This window comes from Streptomyces sp. S3(2020) (assembly GCF_013044505.1).
Classification (GTDB): Bacteria; Actinomycetota; Actinomycetes; order Streptomycetales; family Streptomycetaceae; genus Streptomyces.
In genome coordinates this window covers 1-14,900 of record NZ_JABERD010000095.1, presented here as the reverse complement: position 1 = coordinate 14,900, position 14,900 = coordinate 1, and the positions used below count along the sequence as shown (strand labels likewise).

Annotated in this window: 11 protein-coding genes and 1 pseudogene; 7 read left to right on the top strand and 5 right to left on the bottom strand. The window is 71.5% G+C overall.

Going from position 1 to position 14,900, the window contains the following annotated elements; genetic code table 11:
• Positions 1-43: 43 nt before the first annotated feature.
• The gene (locus HLK59_RS27210) at positions 44-901 is read right to left on the bottom strand and encodes an SMP-30/gluconolactonase/LRE family protein (protein WP_171144157.1); all 858 of its coding nucleotides are present in this window, start codon (positions 899-901) and stop codon (positions 44-46) included.
• Positions 898-1,671 (bottom strand): IclR family transcriptional regulator, encoded by a 774-nt coding sequence (locus tag HLK59_RS27205; RefSeq protein WP_171144156.1) that lies wholly within the window; start codon positions 1,669-1,671, stop codon positions 898-900. The genes HLK59_RS27210 and HLK59_RS27205 overlap by 4 nt, the downstream gene beginning before the upstream one ends.
• Before the next feature lie 251 nt (positions 1,672-1,922).
• Here HLK59_RS27205 and HLK59_RS27200 point away from each other — a divergent pair, with 251 nt between their 5' ends.
• Both HLK59_RS27200 and HLK59_RS27195 read left to right on the top strand, forming a co-directional pair.
• Positions 1,923-4,007, top strand: coding sequence for a TerD family protein (locus HLK59_RS27200; RefSeq protein WP_171144155.1), 2,085 nt, complete (start codon positions 1,923-1,925; stop codon positions 4,005-4,007).
• Between the two features lie 84 nt (positions 4,008-4,091).
• The gene (locus HLK59_RS27195; RefSeq protein ID WP_346779826.1) at positions 4,092-5,372 is read left to right on the top strand and encodes a TerD family protein; all 1,281 of its coding nucleotides are present in this window, start codon (positions 4,092-4,094) and stop codon (positions 5,370-5,372) included.
• Between the two features lie 167 nt (positions 5,373-5,539).
• Here HLK59_RS27195 and HLK59_RS27190 read toward each other — a convergent pair whose 3' ends face one another.
• Together HLK59_RS27190 and HLK59_RS27185 are read right to left on the bottom strand one after the other, a co-directional pair.
• Complete coding sequence (locus HLK59_RS27190; RefSeq protein ID WP_171144168.1) at positions 5,540-6,760, bottom strand: helix-turn-helix domain-containing protein; 1,221 nt, start codon at positions 6,758-6,760, stop codon at positions 5,540-5,542.
• Between the two features lie 12 nt (positions 6,761-6,772).
• Positions 6,773-6,925 carry a hypothetical protein gene (locus HLK59_RS27185; protein WP_171144154.1) on the bottom strand — a complete coding sequence of 51 codons (153 nt, stop codon included), beginning with the start codon at positions 6,923-6,925 and terminating at the stop codon, positions 6,773-6,775.
• A gap of 174 nt (positions 6,926-7,099) precedes the next feature.
• Here HLK59_RS27185 and HLK59_RS27180 point away from each other — a divergent pair, with 174 nt between their 5' ends.
• The 5 genes and pseudogenes from HLK59_RS27180 to HLK59_RS27160 all read left to right on the top strand — a co-directional run.
• Positions 7,100-8,077 (top strand): DUF3068 domain-containing protein, encoded by a 978-nt coding sequence (locus HLK59_RS27180; protein ID WP_171144153.1) that lies wholly within the window; start codon positions 7,100-7,102, stop codon positions 8,075-8,077.
• A 199-nt stretch (positions 8,078-8,276) separates the two neighbouring features.
• On the top strand, positions 8,277-9,428 hold the full coding sequence (locus tag HLK59_RS27175; RefSeq protein WP_171144152.1) for a glycosyltransferase family 4 protein: 1,152 nt from the start codon (positions 8,277-8,279) through the stop codon (positions 9,426-9,428).
• Positions 9,425-10,165 carry a class I SAM-dependent methyltransferase gene (locus HLK59_RS27170; RefSeq protein WP_171144151.1) on the top strand — a complete coding sequence of 247 codons (741 nt, stop codon included), beginning with the start codon at positions 9,425-9,427 and terminating at the stop codon, positions 10,163-10,165. The genes HLK59_RS27175 and HLK59_RS27170 overlap by 4 nt, the downstream gene beginning before the upstream one ends.
• The gene (locus HLK59_RS27165) at positions 10,162-14,388 is read left to right on the top strand and encodes an alpha-(1->3)-arabinofuranosyltransferase family protein (protein ID WP_171144167.1); all 4,227 of its coding nucleotides are present in this window, start codon (positions 10,162-10,164) and stop codon (positions 14,386-14,388) included. The genes HLK59_RS27170 and HLK59_RS27165 overlap by 4 nt, the downstream gene beginning before the upstream one ends.
• Positions 14,385-14,756 (top strand): annotated as a pseudogene (locus HLK59_RS27160) (condensation protein); the annotation flags it as partial. The gene HLK59_RS27165 and the pseudogene HLK59_RS27160, both read left to right, overlap by 4 nt.
• A gap of 35 nt (positions 14,757-14,791) precedes the next feature.
• On the opposite strand, the gene HLK59_RS27155 reads toward HLK59_RS27160, so the two are convergent.
• Positions 14,792-14,900 (bottom strand): CGNR zinc finger domain-containing protein (locus HLK59_RS27155; RefSeq protein WP_171144150.1); only part of this gene is annotated, 109 nt, incomplete at its 5' end.

Here is a 14,900-nt window from a genome sequence, read left to right as displayed (position 1 = left end):
ATTCCTTGACACAGGCTTTACCAAGGCAAGTACGGCCCTGCCCCTACCCGGCGAACGAAGGCTGCCTCAAACCCTTGCCGACGCCCGGTACCACCAGCAGCGAACCTGCCACCGGGTGCGGGGACTTGAGCCCCACCCTCGCCGTCGTGATGTACAGGTCCGTCAGGTCCGCGCCGCCGAACGCGCAGGCCGTGATCCTCGGTGTGGGCAGGCTGATCACCCGGTCCAGCGCGCCGTCCGGGGTGTAGCGGCGTACCGCCCCCCCGTCCCACAGCGCCACCCACACGCAGCCGTCGGCGTCGACGGTGAGGCCGTCGGGGAAGCCGGCGCCCTCCTCGATCTCGACGAGGGGGCGGCGGTTCACGGGGCGTCCGGCCTCGAAGTCGAAGACGTCGACGCGGCGGGTCGGTGAGTCGATGTAGTACATGAGGCGGCCGTCGGGGCTCCAGCCGGTGCCGTTGCTGACCGCGACGTCGTCGAGGACGGTCTCGAAGGAGCCGTCGCCGGTGAGCCGGGACAGGGTGCCGCCGCCCGGCGCCTCGTCGTAGCGCATGGTGCCCGCCCACAGCGAACCGTCGGGGGCGACGGCGGCGTCGTTGGCGCGGCGGCCGGGGACCGGCTCGTGGTGCAGCCAGCGGAAGGAGTCGTCGGCGTCCAGCAGCGCCACCCCGTCCCGCAGGTTGAGGACGAGCCCGCCGCCGGTGCGCGGCTTGGCGGCGCCGACGTGCTGGTCGGTGACGCGGACCGTGCGGTGGCCGGAGACGGGGTCGTAGGTGTTGACGCGGGCGCCGAGGATGTCGAGCCAGACCAGCCGTGCGGCGGCGGCATCCCAGGTGGGGCCCTCGCCGAGGGTCGCCTCGGCGCGGACGGCCACCTCGTAGTCGTACGTCTTCGAGGTCATCCCACGCTCCGGTGACCGAGGCGCTCGGACAGCTCGGAGGCACCCTTGGCGGCGAGCTGCTCCAGCTCGTCGCGACGCTCGTCGCTCCAGCGGATCATGGGCACGGAGATGGACAGCGCGGCCACCACCCGGCCGGTGCGGTCGCGGACCGGGGCGGCCACACAGGAGACGTCCGGGTTGGACTCCCGGCTCTCCACGGCGAGACCGCGCTCGCGGATGTGGGCGAGGGCCTCGCGCAGGGCGCCCGGTTCGGTGATGCTGTTCGGGGTCATCGCGATCAGCTCGGCGGAGTCCGGGATGCGGGAGCTCAGCTCCGACTCGGGGAGCGAGGCGAGCAGCATCTTGCCGACCGAGGTGCAGTGGGCGGGGAGCCGACGCCCGGCGGCGGACACCATCCGCACCGCGTGCGTCGAGTCCACCTTGGCGATGTAGATGACGTCGGTGCCCTCCAGGATCGCCACGTGCACCGTCTCGTCGCAGGTCTCGGCGACGGACCGGGCGACCTGCTGCCCCTCGGCGGCGAGGTCGAGCTGCTCGGCGTACCGGCTGCCGAGCTGGTACGGCCGCACGCCGAGGCGGTAACGTCCCGGCTGACCCGGCACCGGGACGATGTACGACCGCGCGGCGAGCGTGGTCACCAGCTCGTGCACGGTGGTGCGCGGCAGCTGTAGCTTGCGCACTATGTCGGGGGCGGAGAGCGTGCCGTCCCCGTCGAGGAAGAGCTCCAGAATGTCGAGAGCCCGGGTCACGGCAGGTACGAGACGTCCCACGTCCGGCCCCCTCCCTTTGCGTCTTAGGCGTCCGTTCGAAATTTCAACAGACGATCGGGATAACGAACACAGGCTAGCCACATCGCGTTTCCCCGGGCAATGGGCATGCGGGCCGCGTACTCCTCGACCGTCCGGTTTGAACAGGAAGCGTACGGGTGCGAGGTGCCGGTACTACTGTGTTCGTGTGCGACACGTCACACTGCGTGGCGTGTCTTGGGGGATGCGGTTCCTGGGGGGATCTCGTGCACGAAATGACCAAAGGGTCGAACACCGCTCTGTCCGCCCTGAGCGAGAACACCGGCTCGGTGATCGTCAGCCTGGGCTGGAGCAGTCCCGGCGGTGACGGCGACGCGGACGTGTCCGTCCTGCTTCTGGGCCCGGACGGCAAGGTCCGCAGCGACGCCGACTTCTACTTCTACAACAACCCGGTGGCCGCCGACGGAAGCGTGCACCTGCTGGACAAGACGCCCACCGAGGACGGCAACGAGGACCGGATCAGCTTCGACCTGACCGTGGTGGCACCCGGGGTCGACCGGGTCGTCGTGGCCGCGAGCCGCTACGGCGGCGCGCACTTCGGGGAACTGGACGACCTCCGCGTGACCCTGTCCGACGCGGTGGGCGAGAGCCTCCTGCGCTTCGCCATCGGCGACCCCGGCAAGGTGAGCGCGATCATCTTCGGCGAGCTGTACCGCCGCGACGGGGACTGGAAGTTCCGGGCCGTCGGGCAGGGATACGCATCGGGGCTGGCGGGGCTGGCGACGGACTTCGGGGTCGACATCGACGACGACGCCGAGGCCTCCGACGCCGAGGCCTCCGACGCGGACGCGGACACGGGAGCCGCCGACGTGGACGGTACGGCGTCCGAGGCGACGCCGGAGCCGACCGGGAACGGCGAGCCGGCCGGCCCGTCGGCGGACCCGGCTCCCGAACCGGAACCGCCGGCCGCGCTGGACGCCGTACCGGCTCCGCGCCGATCCGTCGACGAGACCGGCCCGCGCAGACCGGCCGCCCGGCCCCGCACCGCCAAGAAGCGGGCCGCACCGCCCAGCGCACCGCAGAAGTCCCTGGCGGAGAACGACTCCTGGCGGCCCGCCCGGCTCTTCCCGCTCTCCGCGCTGAAGAGCGACCGGGACCGGGAGATGCGCGCCACCTCGGTGCTGTTGTCGGTGATGACCCAGGTACCGCGGTTCGGCAGGCGGCTCACCGCCGCGTTCGGCGCGCCCTCCGGCCGTATGGAGACCTTCACCGAGGTCTCCCTGCCGCACGGTGACACACCCCGGCGGCCCGACGGGGTCATCCGCATCGAGCGGGCCGGCAAGCTGTGGACGGCGCTCGTCGAGACCAAGACCAACGGCAACGCCCTCAAGGCCGACCAGGTGCAGGCCTACATGGACATCGCCGCCCGGCGCGGCTACGAGGCCGTGATCACGGTGTCGAACGACGTCGCGCTGGAGGGCAGCCCCCTGGTCGACGTCAGGATCGACCGGCGGCGCAAGCACCAGGTGGCGCTCTGGCACCTGTCCTGGGCCGAAGTGGCCCATCAGGCGCAGCTGCTGATCCGGCACGAGGGGGTCGGCAACGCGGCGCGCACCTGGCTGCTCCAGGAGCTGCTGCACTACCTCCAGCACGAGAACTCCGGCTGCCACGGCTTCCAGAACATGGGCTCCGCCTGGGTACCGGTACGCAACGGCATCAACGACGAGACCCTCTGCCAGGGCGACCCGCGGGCCCTCGAAGTGGTCGAGAGCTGGGAGCGGCTCATCCGCCAGGTGTGCCTCAGGCTCGGTGGCGAACTCGGGCAGAAGGTGCTGCCCGCCCAGCGCGTCCGACGCGGCACCGACCACGGGACCCGCCGGATCCAGCTGGCCGACCGGCTCTGTCTGGAAGGGCGCCTCCACGCGGAGCTCCGCGTGGAACAGGCCCCCGGTCTGCTCACGGTCGGCGCCGATCTGCGCACCGGCAGGCTGCGCACGTCCATCGACGTTCCCGCGCCCGAGCAGGGCTACCCCCTGACCTGGGCCAAGCGGCTGGTGCGCCGCCTCGCCGAGGCCCCGGCCGACCTGCATGTGGAGACCCTGGTGGAGGGCGACGCCGTCGGGCCGCGCGGCACTCTGGAACGGCTCCGCCCGGAACCCGCGGATCTGCTCCCGAAGAGCGGCACGCAGATCACCGGTTTCCGGCTGTCCCTTCTCAAGAGCATGGGCAGCGGCCGTGGCAACGCCGAGTCCGGCTTCATCCGCAGTGTGGACGACGCCGTGCACCGCTTCCACACGACGGTGGTGGTGCACCTGGACCAGCCGGTCCCCCGACGTGCCGCGCAGCGGGAACCCGCCTGACCGAAGAGGCGCCCGGCGGCCCCTCTTGCCTTCCCGATCCGATGTGACAGGGTGACGTCAGGTCGAAGGGTGGGGGGAGTCGCTGTGCCTGAGCTTCTCAAGGGCGGGAACACCGTGGTGGGCTCCGGGCCGCTGACCGCCGAGCTGCACACCGTGGGTGATCCGGTGGATCTGAGTGCGCTGCTGGTGGGGGCGGACGGGCGGGTGCGGTCCGATGGCGATCTGGTGTTCTACAACCAGCCCTCGGGGGAGGACGGGGCCGTACGGCATGTCGGCGCCGACGGTTCCGGCCCCGAGCGGGTCGTCGTGGATCCGGCCGGGCTGCCCGCGGACGTGGACCGGGTCGTCCTGGTCGGCAGCTGCGATCCCGACAACGCCGCCCGTACGTTCCGTGAGGTCAAGGAGGTCTCCGTCCGGGCCCGTCAGGCCGACGGCGACCCCGTCGTCTTCCGCGCGCCCGCGCTCACCGACGGCGAGCGTGCGGTGCTGCTCGTCGAGCTGTACCGGCGGGGCGACGGGTGGAAGCTGCGGGCCATCGGGCAGGGGTACGCCGAGGGACTGGCGGGGCTGGCCAGGGACTTCGGGATCGATGTGTCCGAGCCGGAACCGGAGCCGGAGACCGCGACGCCTCACACACCGGCACCCGCACCGACACCGACACCGACACCGACACCGACACCGACACCGACCAGTCTCGTCAAGCCTCCGCTCGGCAAGGTCAGCCTGGACAAGGGCGGCCAGGTCTCGATCAGTCTGGACAAGTCGGACCGCGAGCTGGTCGTCACCGTCGCCCTGGAGTGGGACGGCGGCAGCGACAAGCGTCGTCGGCAGGGCGCCGACCTGGACCTGTACGCCCTCTTCGTGCCCGCCTCGAAGGCCGAGCGCGGACCGCGGGCTCCGGGCACCTTCGTCAAGAAGGGTCCCGTCACCAAGGACTCGGACGTCGTCTACTACAAGAACCTCGGCTCGCTGAAGGAGCCGCCCTACGTCCAGCTCGACGGCGACTCCCGTACCCCCGGCCGCGAGACGGTCCGCATCGTCCGGCCCGACGAGCAGGGGTACGTCCTGCTGTGCGCCTACTCCGCCGTCAGCAACGGCTTCGGTTCCTTCAAGAGCTTCGGCGCCAAGGTCGTCGTGGACGACGGCCGCGGGTCCAACGTCACCGTGCCGCTCTACGAGAACACCTCGACCCGCTTCTGGGTGGCCATCGCCCTCGTCGACTTCACCGCTCCCGACGGCGCGGCGGTCCACCACGTCGAGGCGTACAGCAGCCGCATGACCGAACGCCGTCCGTTCCTGCACCTGGACGGCACGATCCAGATGAACGCCGGGCCGGTGGAGTTCAAGCGCCGGTCGAACTCCTAGGGCCTGTCGTCACCTTCCCGTCGTCCGCCCGGAGGGCGGGCCGCGCGGCGTCAGGTGCGTGCTCTCGGCGTGCCGGGCGCAGGCCCTCGTACTGGTGGTACGTGGGTCTGTGCCCGGTGCGGCGAGTGGGGGCACCCCCTCTGGGGGAGGGAAGGTGACGACAGGCCCTAGGAGCCCGGCGTCTCCCCCAGCACCCCCCTCAACCGCTGTGCCCTGAGCACCAGTTCCAGCTCGAAGCGGCGGTCGGGATTGTCGATCTCGGCGCCCCAGAGCTCGCGGATCTGGCGCAGGCGGTAGCGGACCGTCTGGGGGTGGACGCCGAGGCGGGCGGCCACCTCCGGGGCGCCGCCACGGGTCTCCAGCCAGGCCAGTAACGTCTCGGCGAGACGGCGGCCGTGGGTGGGGCCGCAGTGGGCCAGGGGGGCCAGGCAGCGCAGCGCGAGGTCGTCGATCAGTTCCTCCGGCTGGAGGAGCACCAGCGCCTCGGTGTGCTCCGTGCAGTGCAGCACCTCACCGGGGGGCAGGAGTCCGCGTTCCATGAGACGTACGGCGGCCTCGGCCCAGCGCAGCGACTTCGCCGCGTCGGCCAGCGGGACGGGCGGTCCTATCGCGCCCGCCCATCCGGTCAGGGCGCGGTGGAGGAGTTCGGGGCGGCCCGCCGCGTCCGGTTCGGGGACGACCATGCGAGGTTGTTCGTACTCCATGTCCAGGAGGACGCCCTCGCCGACCGCGGGCGGTACCGCCTCCCGTGCCGGGCGCAGCAGGACACCGACGGCGACTCTTTCGGGGAGCGGCCAGCCGATGCGGGCGGCGCGTTCCGTGAGGGCCTCGGCGGGGTCGCCGTGCCGGTGGCGTTCGGCCAACAGGAGTTCCATCAGGCGGCGTTGGAGGCGCAGCCTCTCACCCGCCTGTCTCGCCGCCGCTTCCGCGTAACCGCGCACCGACTGGTCGACGAGGCCGTCGAGGTATTCGTAGCCGGCGTCGACGAGTTCGTACATCGCCGGCGGCGGGATCTCGACGCGCTGGCCGATCTCGGCGAAACGGCGCCAGGCCAGGCGTACGCCCATGCGGTAGATGGCCTGGAGGGAGTCCAGGCTGCGGCCGTTCAGGCCCTCGCCCCGCCCGAACTCCTGGAAGACACCCGGGGGGACCGAGGGGCGGCCCTCCGCGGTCTCCAGGTACTGGACGAAGACCTCGATGGCGCGGCGGATGCCGACGAGGGCCATCGGCTCGCCCGACTCGTCGAGGACGACGGGCAGATGGGGGTACTCGCGGCGGATCTCGCGCAGGATCTCCTCGGCGAGCGCCGGCGCCTCCGCCATCGCGATCTCCGCGAACCGGCGCACCTGGAGCCGGGGGACGTCGAGCCACGCCGAGCGGGAAGTCACCGCCGTCACGGGTCAACTCCCCTGACCTGCTTGCTCGTACGTGATCAAGGGCGTGTTCGGCTGCTCGGGCGTCGCTTCGAGCAGCGCGACGACACCGAACGCGGCCCCCACGGCGAGCGCGGCGGCGGCCACGACGGTCAGCGCGGCGGCGATCAGTCTGGACATCGCAGGGTCAGCCTTTCGATGGCTCTTGTCCGGCGGTCGTCCCCACCCCGGCAATCCACCCTGTCCGTCCGCCCCAGTGTCAGCAAGACATTGACACTCCGTCAAGGGGCGCCTACGGTCCTCGGCCCATAGAGCGGCCCGAACTCCGTACCCTCATGCCTCAGGAGTGCCCGGATGCGCCGTACAGCCTCTCCTTTCTCCCTGATTCTGCTGGGACTCGGCACGTTTTTGCTGGTCCTGGCGCCCATGCTGGCGTGGTACGTGACCCCACGGGCCGCAGTGAACCCGATCGACATCGACCAGACCGCGGTCTACAAGGGCACCGGCAGCGTCTTCGACACCGACAAGGTCGAGACCGTGGCCGGCCAGACCATCACCGTCACCCAGCGGGTGCGCGGCAACGTCCGGGACAGCGAGCGCAGCGGTGACGCGGTCTGGGACGTGACGACCACGGTCGACACGGACAAGACCCTGCCGGCCGCGGATCCGCACGACGCGCTGGACTTCGTACCGCACCGCTGGGTCATGGACCGCAGGACCACCAAGCCCGTCCACTGCTGCGGCGAGAAGCCGTACATCGAGGGCGAGGCGTATCTGAAGTTCCCCTTCGACGTGCAGAAACGCGCCTACCAGTGGTGGGACAACACCCTCGGCAACACGATCGTGCTGACCTACCGGGATACCAGGAAGGTCCAGGGGTACACGGGTTACCGGTTCACCGGCACGGTCGCCCCGACGAAGGTCGGCACCCGGATGGTGCCGGGCAGCCTCGTCGGCCGGCCGGACAGCCCGCAGGTGCTGGCCGAGGAGTGGTACTCCAACCACGGTTTCGAGCTGGTCGTCGACCAGCGCACCGGCCGCGTGATCTACGCGCAGACCGGCCCGAAGCGGACCCTGCGGGCGCCGGGCGCCGAGAAGGACGCGGTGGTGCTGCTGGACAGCGAGAAGATCGCCTTCACGACCGCGACGCAGAAGGACGCGGTGAAGAAGGCCGAGCAGGACAGCGGCCAGCTCAAGGCGATCGGCGAGACGGTGCCGATCGGTGCGGCTGTGCTGGGGTTCGTCCTGATGGTGGCCGGTTCCGCTTTGGTGGTACGCGGGAGGCGGCATCCCGGTTCATCCGATACGCCCGATTCCCCGCTCACGATGTGACTGGACGTCAGCTCTAATAACGCCGGAAATTGTCACCCCGGTGAGTAGCCACGAGGAACGGGTGGGCGAAAACTGTCCACCCCCACCCGAGCACAGTCCACCCACATCACCCTCGCAGTAAGCACCCAAACCCCCCACAGGAACGTAAAGCTCTCCCCCACGCTCAATGTTCCGCACCCTGAGACGAGTTGGAGCACACATGCCCCAGCACGTACCACCCTCGCTGCCCACCCTGTTCCCCCGGGTGTCGCAGCACCCCTCGGCGCTCCCCCCACCACCGCGCCGAATCGTTTTCCTTGCCCATCGTGATCTGGGCAACCCGGCCGCCGGGGGCTCCGAGCTCCTGGTCGACCGGCTCGCCGACGGCCTCACCCGGCTCGGCCACCAGGTCACCCTGCTGTGCGGCGGTCCCGCGTCGTACCGCGACTACCGGGTCGTCTCCGCGGGCGGCGAACTCGGTCACTACCTCCGGGCCCGCTCGGCCTTCTCCCGCCAGGTCGGCGACTGCGATCTGCTGGTCGAGGTCTGCAACGGGATGCCGTACTTCGCGCCCCTGTGGCACCGCGGTCCCACGCTGTGCCTGGTCAACCATGTGCACACCGATCTGTGGAAGATGCGGTTCGGCGGCCCGATGGCCCCCGCCGCACGTCTCGGCCGAAGACTCGAACACTGGGCGCTGACCGGTGCGCAGCACCGCAGTCTGCTGGTGGCCGTGTCCCCCTCGACGGCCCACGCGCTGCGCGGGATCGGCGTGGAACGGGAACGTATCCGCGTCGTCCACAACGGGGTCGAGGAACCCGGTCCGCGCGCCGACCGGTCGCCCGAGCCCCTCTTCGTGGCCGTCGGCCGGCTCGTCGAGTACAAGCGCATCGATCTGCTGCTGCGGCTGTGGGAGCGGGTCCGGCCCGTGACCGGCGGTCGGCTGGTCATCGTCGGCGACGGGCCCGAACGCGAGCGTCTTGAGCAACTCGCCGGTCCCGGCGTGGAGTTCACCGGCCATGTGTCCGAGGCGGAGAAGCACCGGCTGCTGTGTGCGGCGTGGCTGTTGCTGCATCCGTCGGCGGTGGAGGGCTGGGGTCTGGTCGTGACCGAGGCCGCGGCCCGTGAGACACCGACGATCGCCTTCGACGTACCCGGTCTGCGGGATTCCGTCGTGGACGGGGAGACCGGTGTGCTGGCGCATGGGGAGTCCACGTTCGCGGCGGCGTGGTGCACGCTCGCCCTCTCCGCGGAGCGCCGGGAACTGATGGGCAAGGCGGCACGGGAGCAGGCGGCGCGCTATCGCTGGGATCGGACGGTCAGACAGTTCCGCGCGGTCGCCGCCGAGGCGGTGAGGAGCTGGGCGCCATGACGGGCACCGGCCTCAAGGACCCCTCGATACGCAGGTCGGTCGCCCTCTTCCGGGCCTTCCTCCACGAGCAGGACGATCCCGAGTCCTGCTACTCCCTCCTCGCCCGCGACTCGGTCGACCAGGTCGAGGCCTACGACGGGCCGGTCAGCGGACGCGTCGTCGTCGACGTCGGCGGCGGCAGCGGGTGTTTCACCGAGGAGTTCCGGAGACGGGGAGCCCACGCCTATCTCTTCGAACCCGACGTGGGCGAACTCGGCCCCAAGCCGACCGACGGGGCCGTGATCGCCGACGGGTATCTGCTGCCGCTGTACGACGCGGTCGCGGACGTCACCTTCTCCTCCAACGTCCTGGAGCATGTCGCCGATCCGCAGACCTTCGTCAGTGAGCTCGTGCGGGTCACACGGCCCGGCGGGCTGATCTATCTGTCGTTCACCAACTGGCTGTCCCCGTGGGGCGGTCACGAGTGGGCGCCCTGGCACTACCTGGGCGCCGAGCGGGCGCGGGCCCGCTACCGGCGCCGTACCGGAAAGGCCGCCAAGCACACGCTCGGCGAGAACCTGTTCGCCGTACACATCGGCCCGACCCTGCGGCAGGTGCGCGCCCGCGACGACGTGCGGGTGGTCTCGGCGCGCTCCCGCTACTGGCCGTTCCTCGCGGAGACCGTCGTCAAGGCGCCCGGTATCCGCGAGGTCGCCACCTGGAACCTCCTCCTCATCCTCCGGCGGTGTCCACGATGACGACGTCCACGGTCCAGGCCCCTCCCCCGGCCGCCGTACCCTCCACCGCGCGCATGTCGGGCCCGCCGGAGGGCCCACGGTCGCGGCGCTGGCTGCTGGGGTTCTGGGCCGTGGTGTTCGTGCTGTTCCTGGCGGTGCACCCGGGGCGGCAGACCTTCGACACCAAGCTCGGGGTCACCGTCGACCCGGGCCGGTTCTTCTCCGATCTGGGCCAGCTGTGGCAGGACCAGGGCGGTTTCGGCGGGATCTCCGACCAGTACACCGGCTATCTGTGGCCGATGCTGCCGTTCTACTGGCTGGCCGACGCCGTACGGCTGCCGGTGTGGCTGGCCGAACGGCTGTGGATGTCGCTCATCGTGTCGGTCGCCTTCTGGGGCGCGCTGCGGCTGGCCGAGCGGCTGCGCGTCGGCAGCGGCGCCTCGCGGCTGCTCGCCGCCGTCGCGTACGCGCTGTGGCCGGTGTTCACCGTCGTCATCGGCTCCACGTCGGCGGCCGCGCTGCCCGGCGCGGTCCTGCCGTGGGTGCTGCTGCCGCTGGTCGACGAGCGGTACAGCGCCCGGGTCGCCGCCCTGCGCTCGGCGGTGATCATCCCGTTCATGGGCGGGGTGAACGCGGCCTCGACCCTCGCCTCCCTCCTCCCGGTCGGGCTGTATCTGCTGTCCCGCCCGCCCGGGCCACGCCGGCGCAAGCTGATCGCCTGGTGGCTGCCGGGCCTGGTGCTGGCGACGGCCTGGTGGTGGATCCCGCTGCTGCTGCTCGGCTTCTACGGCGAGAACTTCCTTCCGTACGTGGAGAGTTCACAGACCACGACCGAGACCATGGCGGCGACCGAGGCGCTGCGCGGCGGCGGCAACTGGGTGGCGTATCTGCACTTCGGCGAGGCCTGGCTGCCGGCCGGCTGGACCGTGGCGGCCTCGGTGGTCGTCATCGTCTGCTCGGCGCTCGCGGCCGGCCTCGGTCTCGCGGGCCTGGCCCGGCGGGACATGCCGGAGCGCCGCTGGCTGACGCTCACGGTCATCGTGGTCGCGGCCATCCTGCTCGCCGGGTACGGCGGCGCGTTCGGGGCCCCCTTCGCCTCCTCGTCTGGGGGCGTGCAGGACTGGCTGAACGGCGGGCTCGTCCCGTTCCGGAACATCTACAAGTTCCAGACGGGGCTGGCCCTGGCGCTGGTGCTGGGCCTCGCCCATCTGGTGGGGGTCGCGGCCCAGACGCGGGGCGCCCGACCGGTGCGCGGGCGCCGGTTCGCGCCGCTGATCGCGGCGGTGCTGATCCTGCCCGGTCTGATGTGGCCGTACCTCAACGGCTCGATCCTCAACCCGGGTTCCTTCCAGGAGATCCCCAAGTACTGGAAGGCGACGGCCACCTGGCTGAAGGAGGCCTCGCCCGACTCCCGCGCCCTGGTCGTCCCGGCGACCGCGCACGGCATCTACACCTGGGGCTCGACCATCGACCAGCCCCTCGACGTGGTCGCCGAGTCCCGCTGGGCGCAGCGCGACTACGTGCCCTTCGGCACCGCCGGCAACCGGCGCGCGATGGACGCCGTCGAGCAGGCCCTGATGAGCGGCGGCGAAGTCCCCGGACTGGCCGACTACTTGAGCCGCTCCGGCATCTACTACATCGTCGTCCGCAACGACCTCGACCCGGACCAGATCGGCTATGTGCCGACGACGACGGTGAAGCGGACCCTGGAGGAGTCCGGCTACCAGCGGATGAAGGGGCTCGGCCCGATCATGACGGGCGGCCGGATCATCCAGGACGCCCCGCTCGCCGTCGAGGGCCTGTATCCGAGGCAGCGGGCGGTGGAGATCTACGCCCCGGCCCAGGACATACCGCGCCCCGGGCACGCCGGGCTGCTGCCGGTCGCCGACACCGCCGTCGTCTCCGGCGGACCCGAGTCCCTGCTGCCGCTCGCGACCGAGCTGCGCGGCCGGCCGACCGTGCTGACCGGCGACAACCACCCCGGCGTCGGCACCCCGCCGCTCCAGGTGGTCGGCGACGGACTGCGGCGCGCGGACACCCGGTTCGGCCTGGTCAACGCCAACACCTCGTACACGTACACCAGCGACGAACGCAACGCCCCCGAGGCGGCGGAGGACGCGGGCGAGAAACCGCACCAGATCCTGCCGACGAAGGGCCTCGACCATCAGACGGTGGCCCAACTGCGGGGCGCCCGCTCGGTGTCGGCGTCCAGTTACGGCAACTGGCTGTTCCATCTGCCGCAGTACGACCCGGTCAACGCCTTCGACGGCAACCCGGACACCGCCTGGGCGGAGGGTTCGCTGGGCTCGGCGGACGGACAGTGGCTGCGGATCGCGTTCTCGGACGACGCGTACGACATGCCGTCGTCGTTCAAGGTGACCCCGCTGCCGCAGGAGAGCGTGCGGGCGGCGGCGACGAAGCTGCGGGTGGAGACGGAGAAGGGGTCCGAGACCACCATCGTGCGCTCCGACGGCAGCACACAGACCGTCAAGGCGCCGCCCGGCGCGACGAGTTGGATGAAGCTGACGATCCTCGACTCGGTGGAACGCCGCACCGGACTGCTGGGCGCCGGCTTCTCCGAGATCACCCTGCCGGACGTCCAGGTGACCCGGCTGCTGCGGCTGCCGACCGACGCCGAGGACACGGGCTCGGGCACCGAGCTGATCTCCCTGCACCGCGCGGCCAACCCCACGGGTCTGTCCGCGACGGGTATGGAGGCGGGCCTGCACCGGCGCTTCTCGACGGCCACGGGAGGGACGTACGCGATACGGGCGAGCGCGGTCCCGGTGCCGGGCGAGCAACTCGACCGGCTGCTCTACGAGGTGGCGCCCGAGGGCCAGGACCACCGCGTGATCGCCACCGCCGACTCCACGGCGGCCCTCGGCGTCGGGCTGGCCGCGCGCAACCTCACCGACGGTGATCTGACGACGGCGTGGATCGCGGGCGACCGGCCGACGATCCATCTGCGCTGGGACGGAAAGCAGCCGGTCGGCGAACTGGTGCTGGCCCCCGCGGGCGGTCTGTCCACCCGCCCGACCGAGGTGGACATCAGCTCCCCGGACGGCGCGGCCATCGCCGGTGTCGACGAGAACGGCTGGGTCCGTTTCCCGGCGATCACCACCGACCGTCTCGACATCACGATCACCCGGACGGCACCGCTGACCCTCTACAACCCCATGGTCGACGAGGATCTGCGACTGCCGGTGGGCCTGACCGAGGCCTACATCCCCTCCCTGGAGACGCCCGACGCCTCCTACCGCACACCCCAGCCGGACAGCGACCGGGAGTTCTCGCTGCCGTGCGGCAAGGGGCCGGACGTGTCGGTGGACCGCGAGCTCTACCAGACCAGCGTGAAGGGGACGGTCGGCGATCTCACCGAACGCCGTCCCGTGGAGGTGACGCTCTGCCAGGAGGGAAGCGATGACGCCGAGTTGGACCTCGGCTCCGGTACGCACCAGGTCGAGGCGGGGGACGCCGGACCCCTGACGCTGACCGACATCACCCTGACCCGCGGGACGGTCGCGGAACCCACCGCCGCGGGACGTGACCTCCGGATACGGGACTGGCTGGGCGACCGCCGCGAGGTGAGCGTCGGTGACGGCTCGGCCATGTATCTGACGACGTACGAGAACTACAACGACGGCTGGAAGGCCACGCTGGACGGCAAGGAGCTGTCGTCGGTGAGGCTCGACGGCTGGCAGCAGGCCTGGCGGATCCCGGCCGGGGCGGGCGGCACGGTCAAGCTGTCGTACGAGCCGGCGACGACCTACGACGGCGCGCTGATCGGCAGCGCGGTGGCACTGCTGGCCCTGGTGGGCCTCGTGCTGTGGCGGCGACGCTCGCCCAACCCCGACGAGCCGCAGGTCCTTGCGCCGCCGCCGGGTCTCTGGCTGGGCACGGTCGCTCTCACGGTGGTGGGGGTGCTGATCGCCGGATGGTTCGCGCTGCTGGTGCCGGCGCTCGCGCTGCTGGCGTACCGGCGGCACGAGTGGCTCGTACCGATCGCGTTCGTGGCGCTGGCCGGAGCGGGCATCGCGGCCGCGACCGGGGCGGGCGAGCCGGTGGCGGCGGGACACGGAGCCTTCGGTCATACGGCCCAACTGCTGGCGCTGATCGGCCTGTTCGCGGCGGTGGTGAGTGTCCGGGAGGCCCCGGGCACCGGGCCGGATGCCCCGGGTGCCGAGCCCGGACCGGAGGCGCCGACGCGACGGCTGCCCAAAGCCGAAGGGGGCGAACCCGTATGACCACCGCACCCGCGCGCATCCCGTTCCCGGTCGTGGACGAGGTCTCCCGGCACTGCCTCCAGGAGGAGGAGCCGGAGACCGTCCACATCGAGGTCCATCTGCCCGGGCGTCTCGACCCGGCGGGGCTGCGCAAGGCCTTCCACGAGGCGCTGTTGCGGCATCCGCGGATCCTGATGAGGGAGGCGCGCGGGGCCTGGTACCGGCGCCGCTACGAGTGGGAGCTGACCGAGCGCCCGGACGTGGAGGTGGTCACCTTCCCCGCGCCGGGGAGGGACGCCCTGCGGGACGCCCGGACCCGGGCACTGACGACGGCACCGCCGCTGACGGACTCGCCGCCGATCCGCCTGGAGGTGGTGGAGGGGGCGGGACGGGTCGGGCGGGGGGTAGGACTGACCGTGCGGTGCTACCTCGCCCGGTAGCGCCGCATCTTCGCGCGTGCCCCGCACACCTGCATCGAGCACCAGCGGCCCCGGCCCGCGGGGCTGCGGTCGTAGTAGGCCCAGTGGCAGTCG

Excerpts from the sequence above, each read along its gene's own strand:
- HLK59_RS27200 (WP_171144155.1), top strand. The coding sequence starts at position 1,923 with ATGACCAAAGGGTCGAACACCGCTCTGTCCGCCCTGAGCGAGAACACC.
- HLK59_RS27210 (WP_171144157.1), bottom strand. The coding sequence starts at position 901 with ATGACCTCGAAGACGTACGACTACGAGGTGGCCGTCCGCGCCGAGGCG.
- HLK59_RS27170 (WP_171144151.1), top strand. The coding sequence starts at position 9,425 with ATGACGGGCACCGGCCTCAAGGACCCCTCGATACGCAGGTCGGTCGCC.
- HLK59_RS27185 (WP_171144154.1), bottom strand. The coding sequence starts at position 6,925 with ATGTCCAGACTGATCGCCGCCGCGCTGACCGTCGTGGCCGCCGCCGCG.
- HLK59_RS27165 (WP_171144167.1), top strand. The coding sequence starts at position 10,162 with ATGACGACGTCCACGGTCCAGGCCCCTCCCCCGGCCGCCGTACCCTCC.
- HLK59_RS27175 (WP_171144152.1), top strand. The coding sequence starts at position 8,277 with ATGCCCCAGCACGTACCACCCTCGCTGCCCACCCTGTTCCCCCGGGTG.
- HLK59_RS27180 (WP_171144153.1), top strand. The coding sequence starts at position 7,100 with ATGCGCCGTACAGCCTCTCCTTTCTCCCTGATTCTGCTGGGACTCGGC.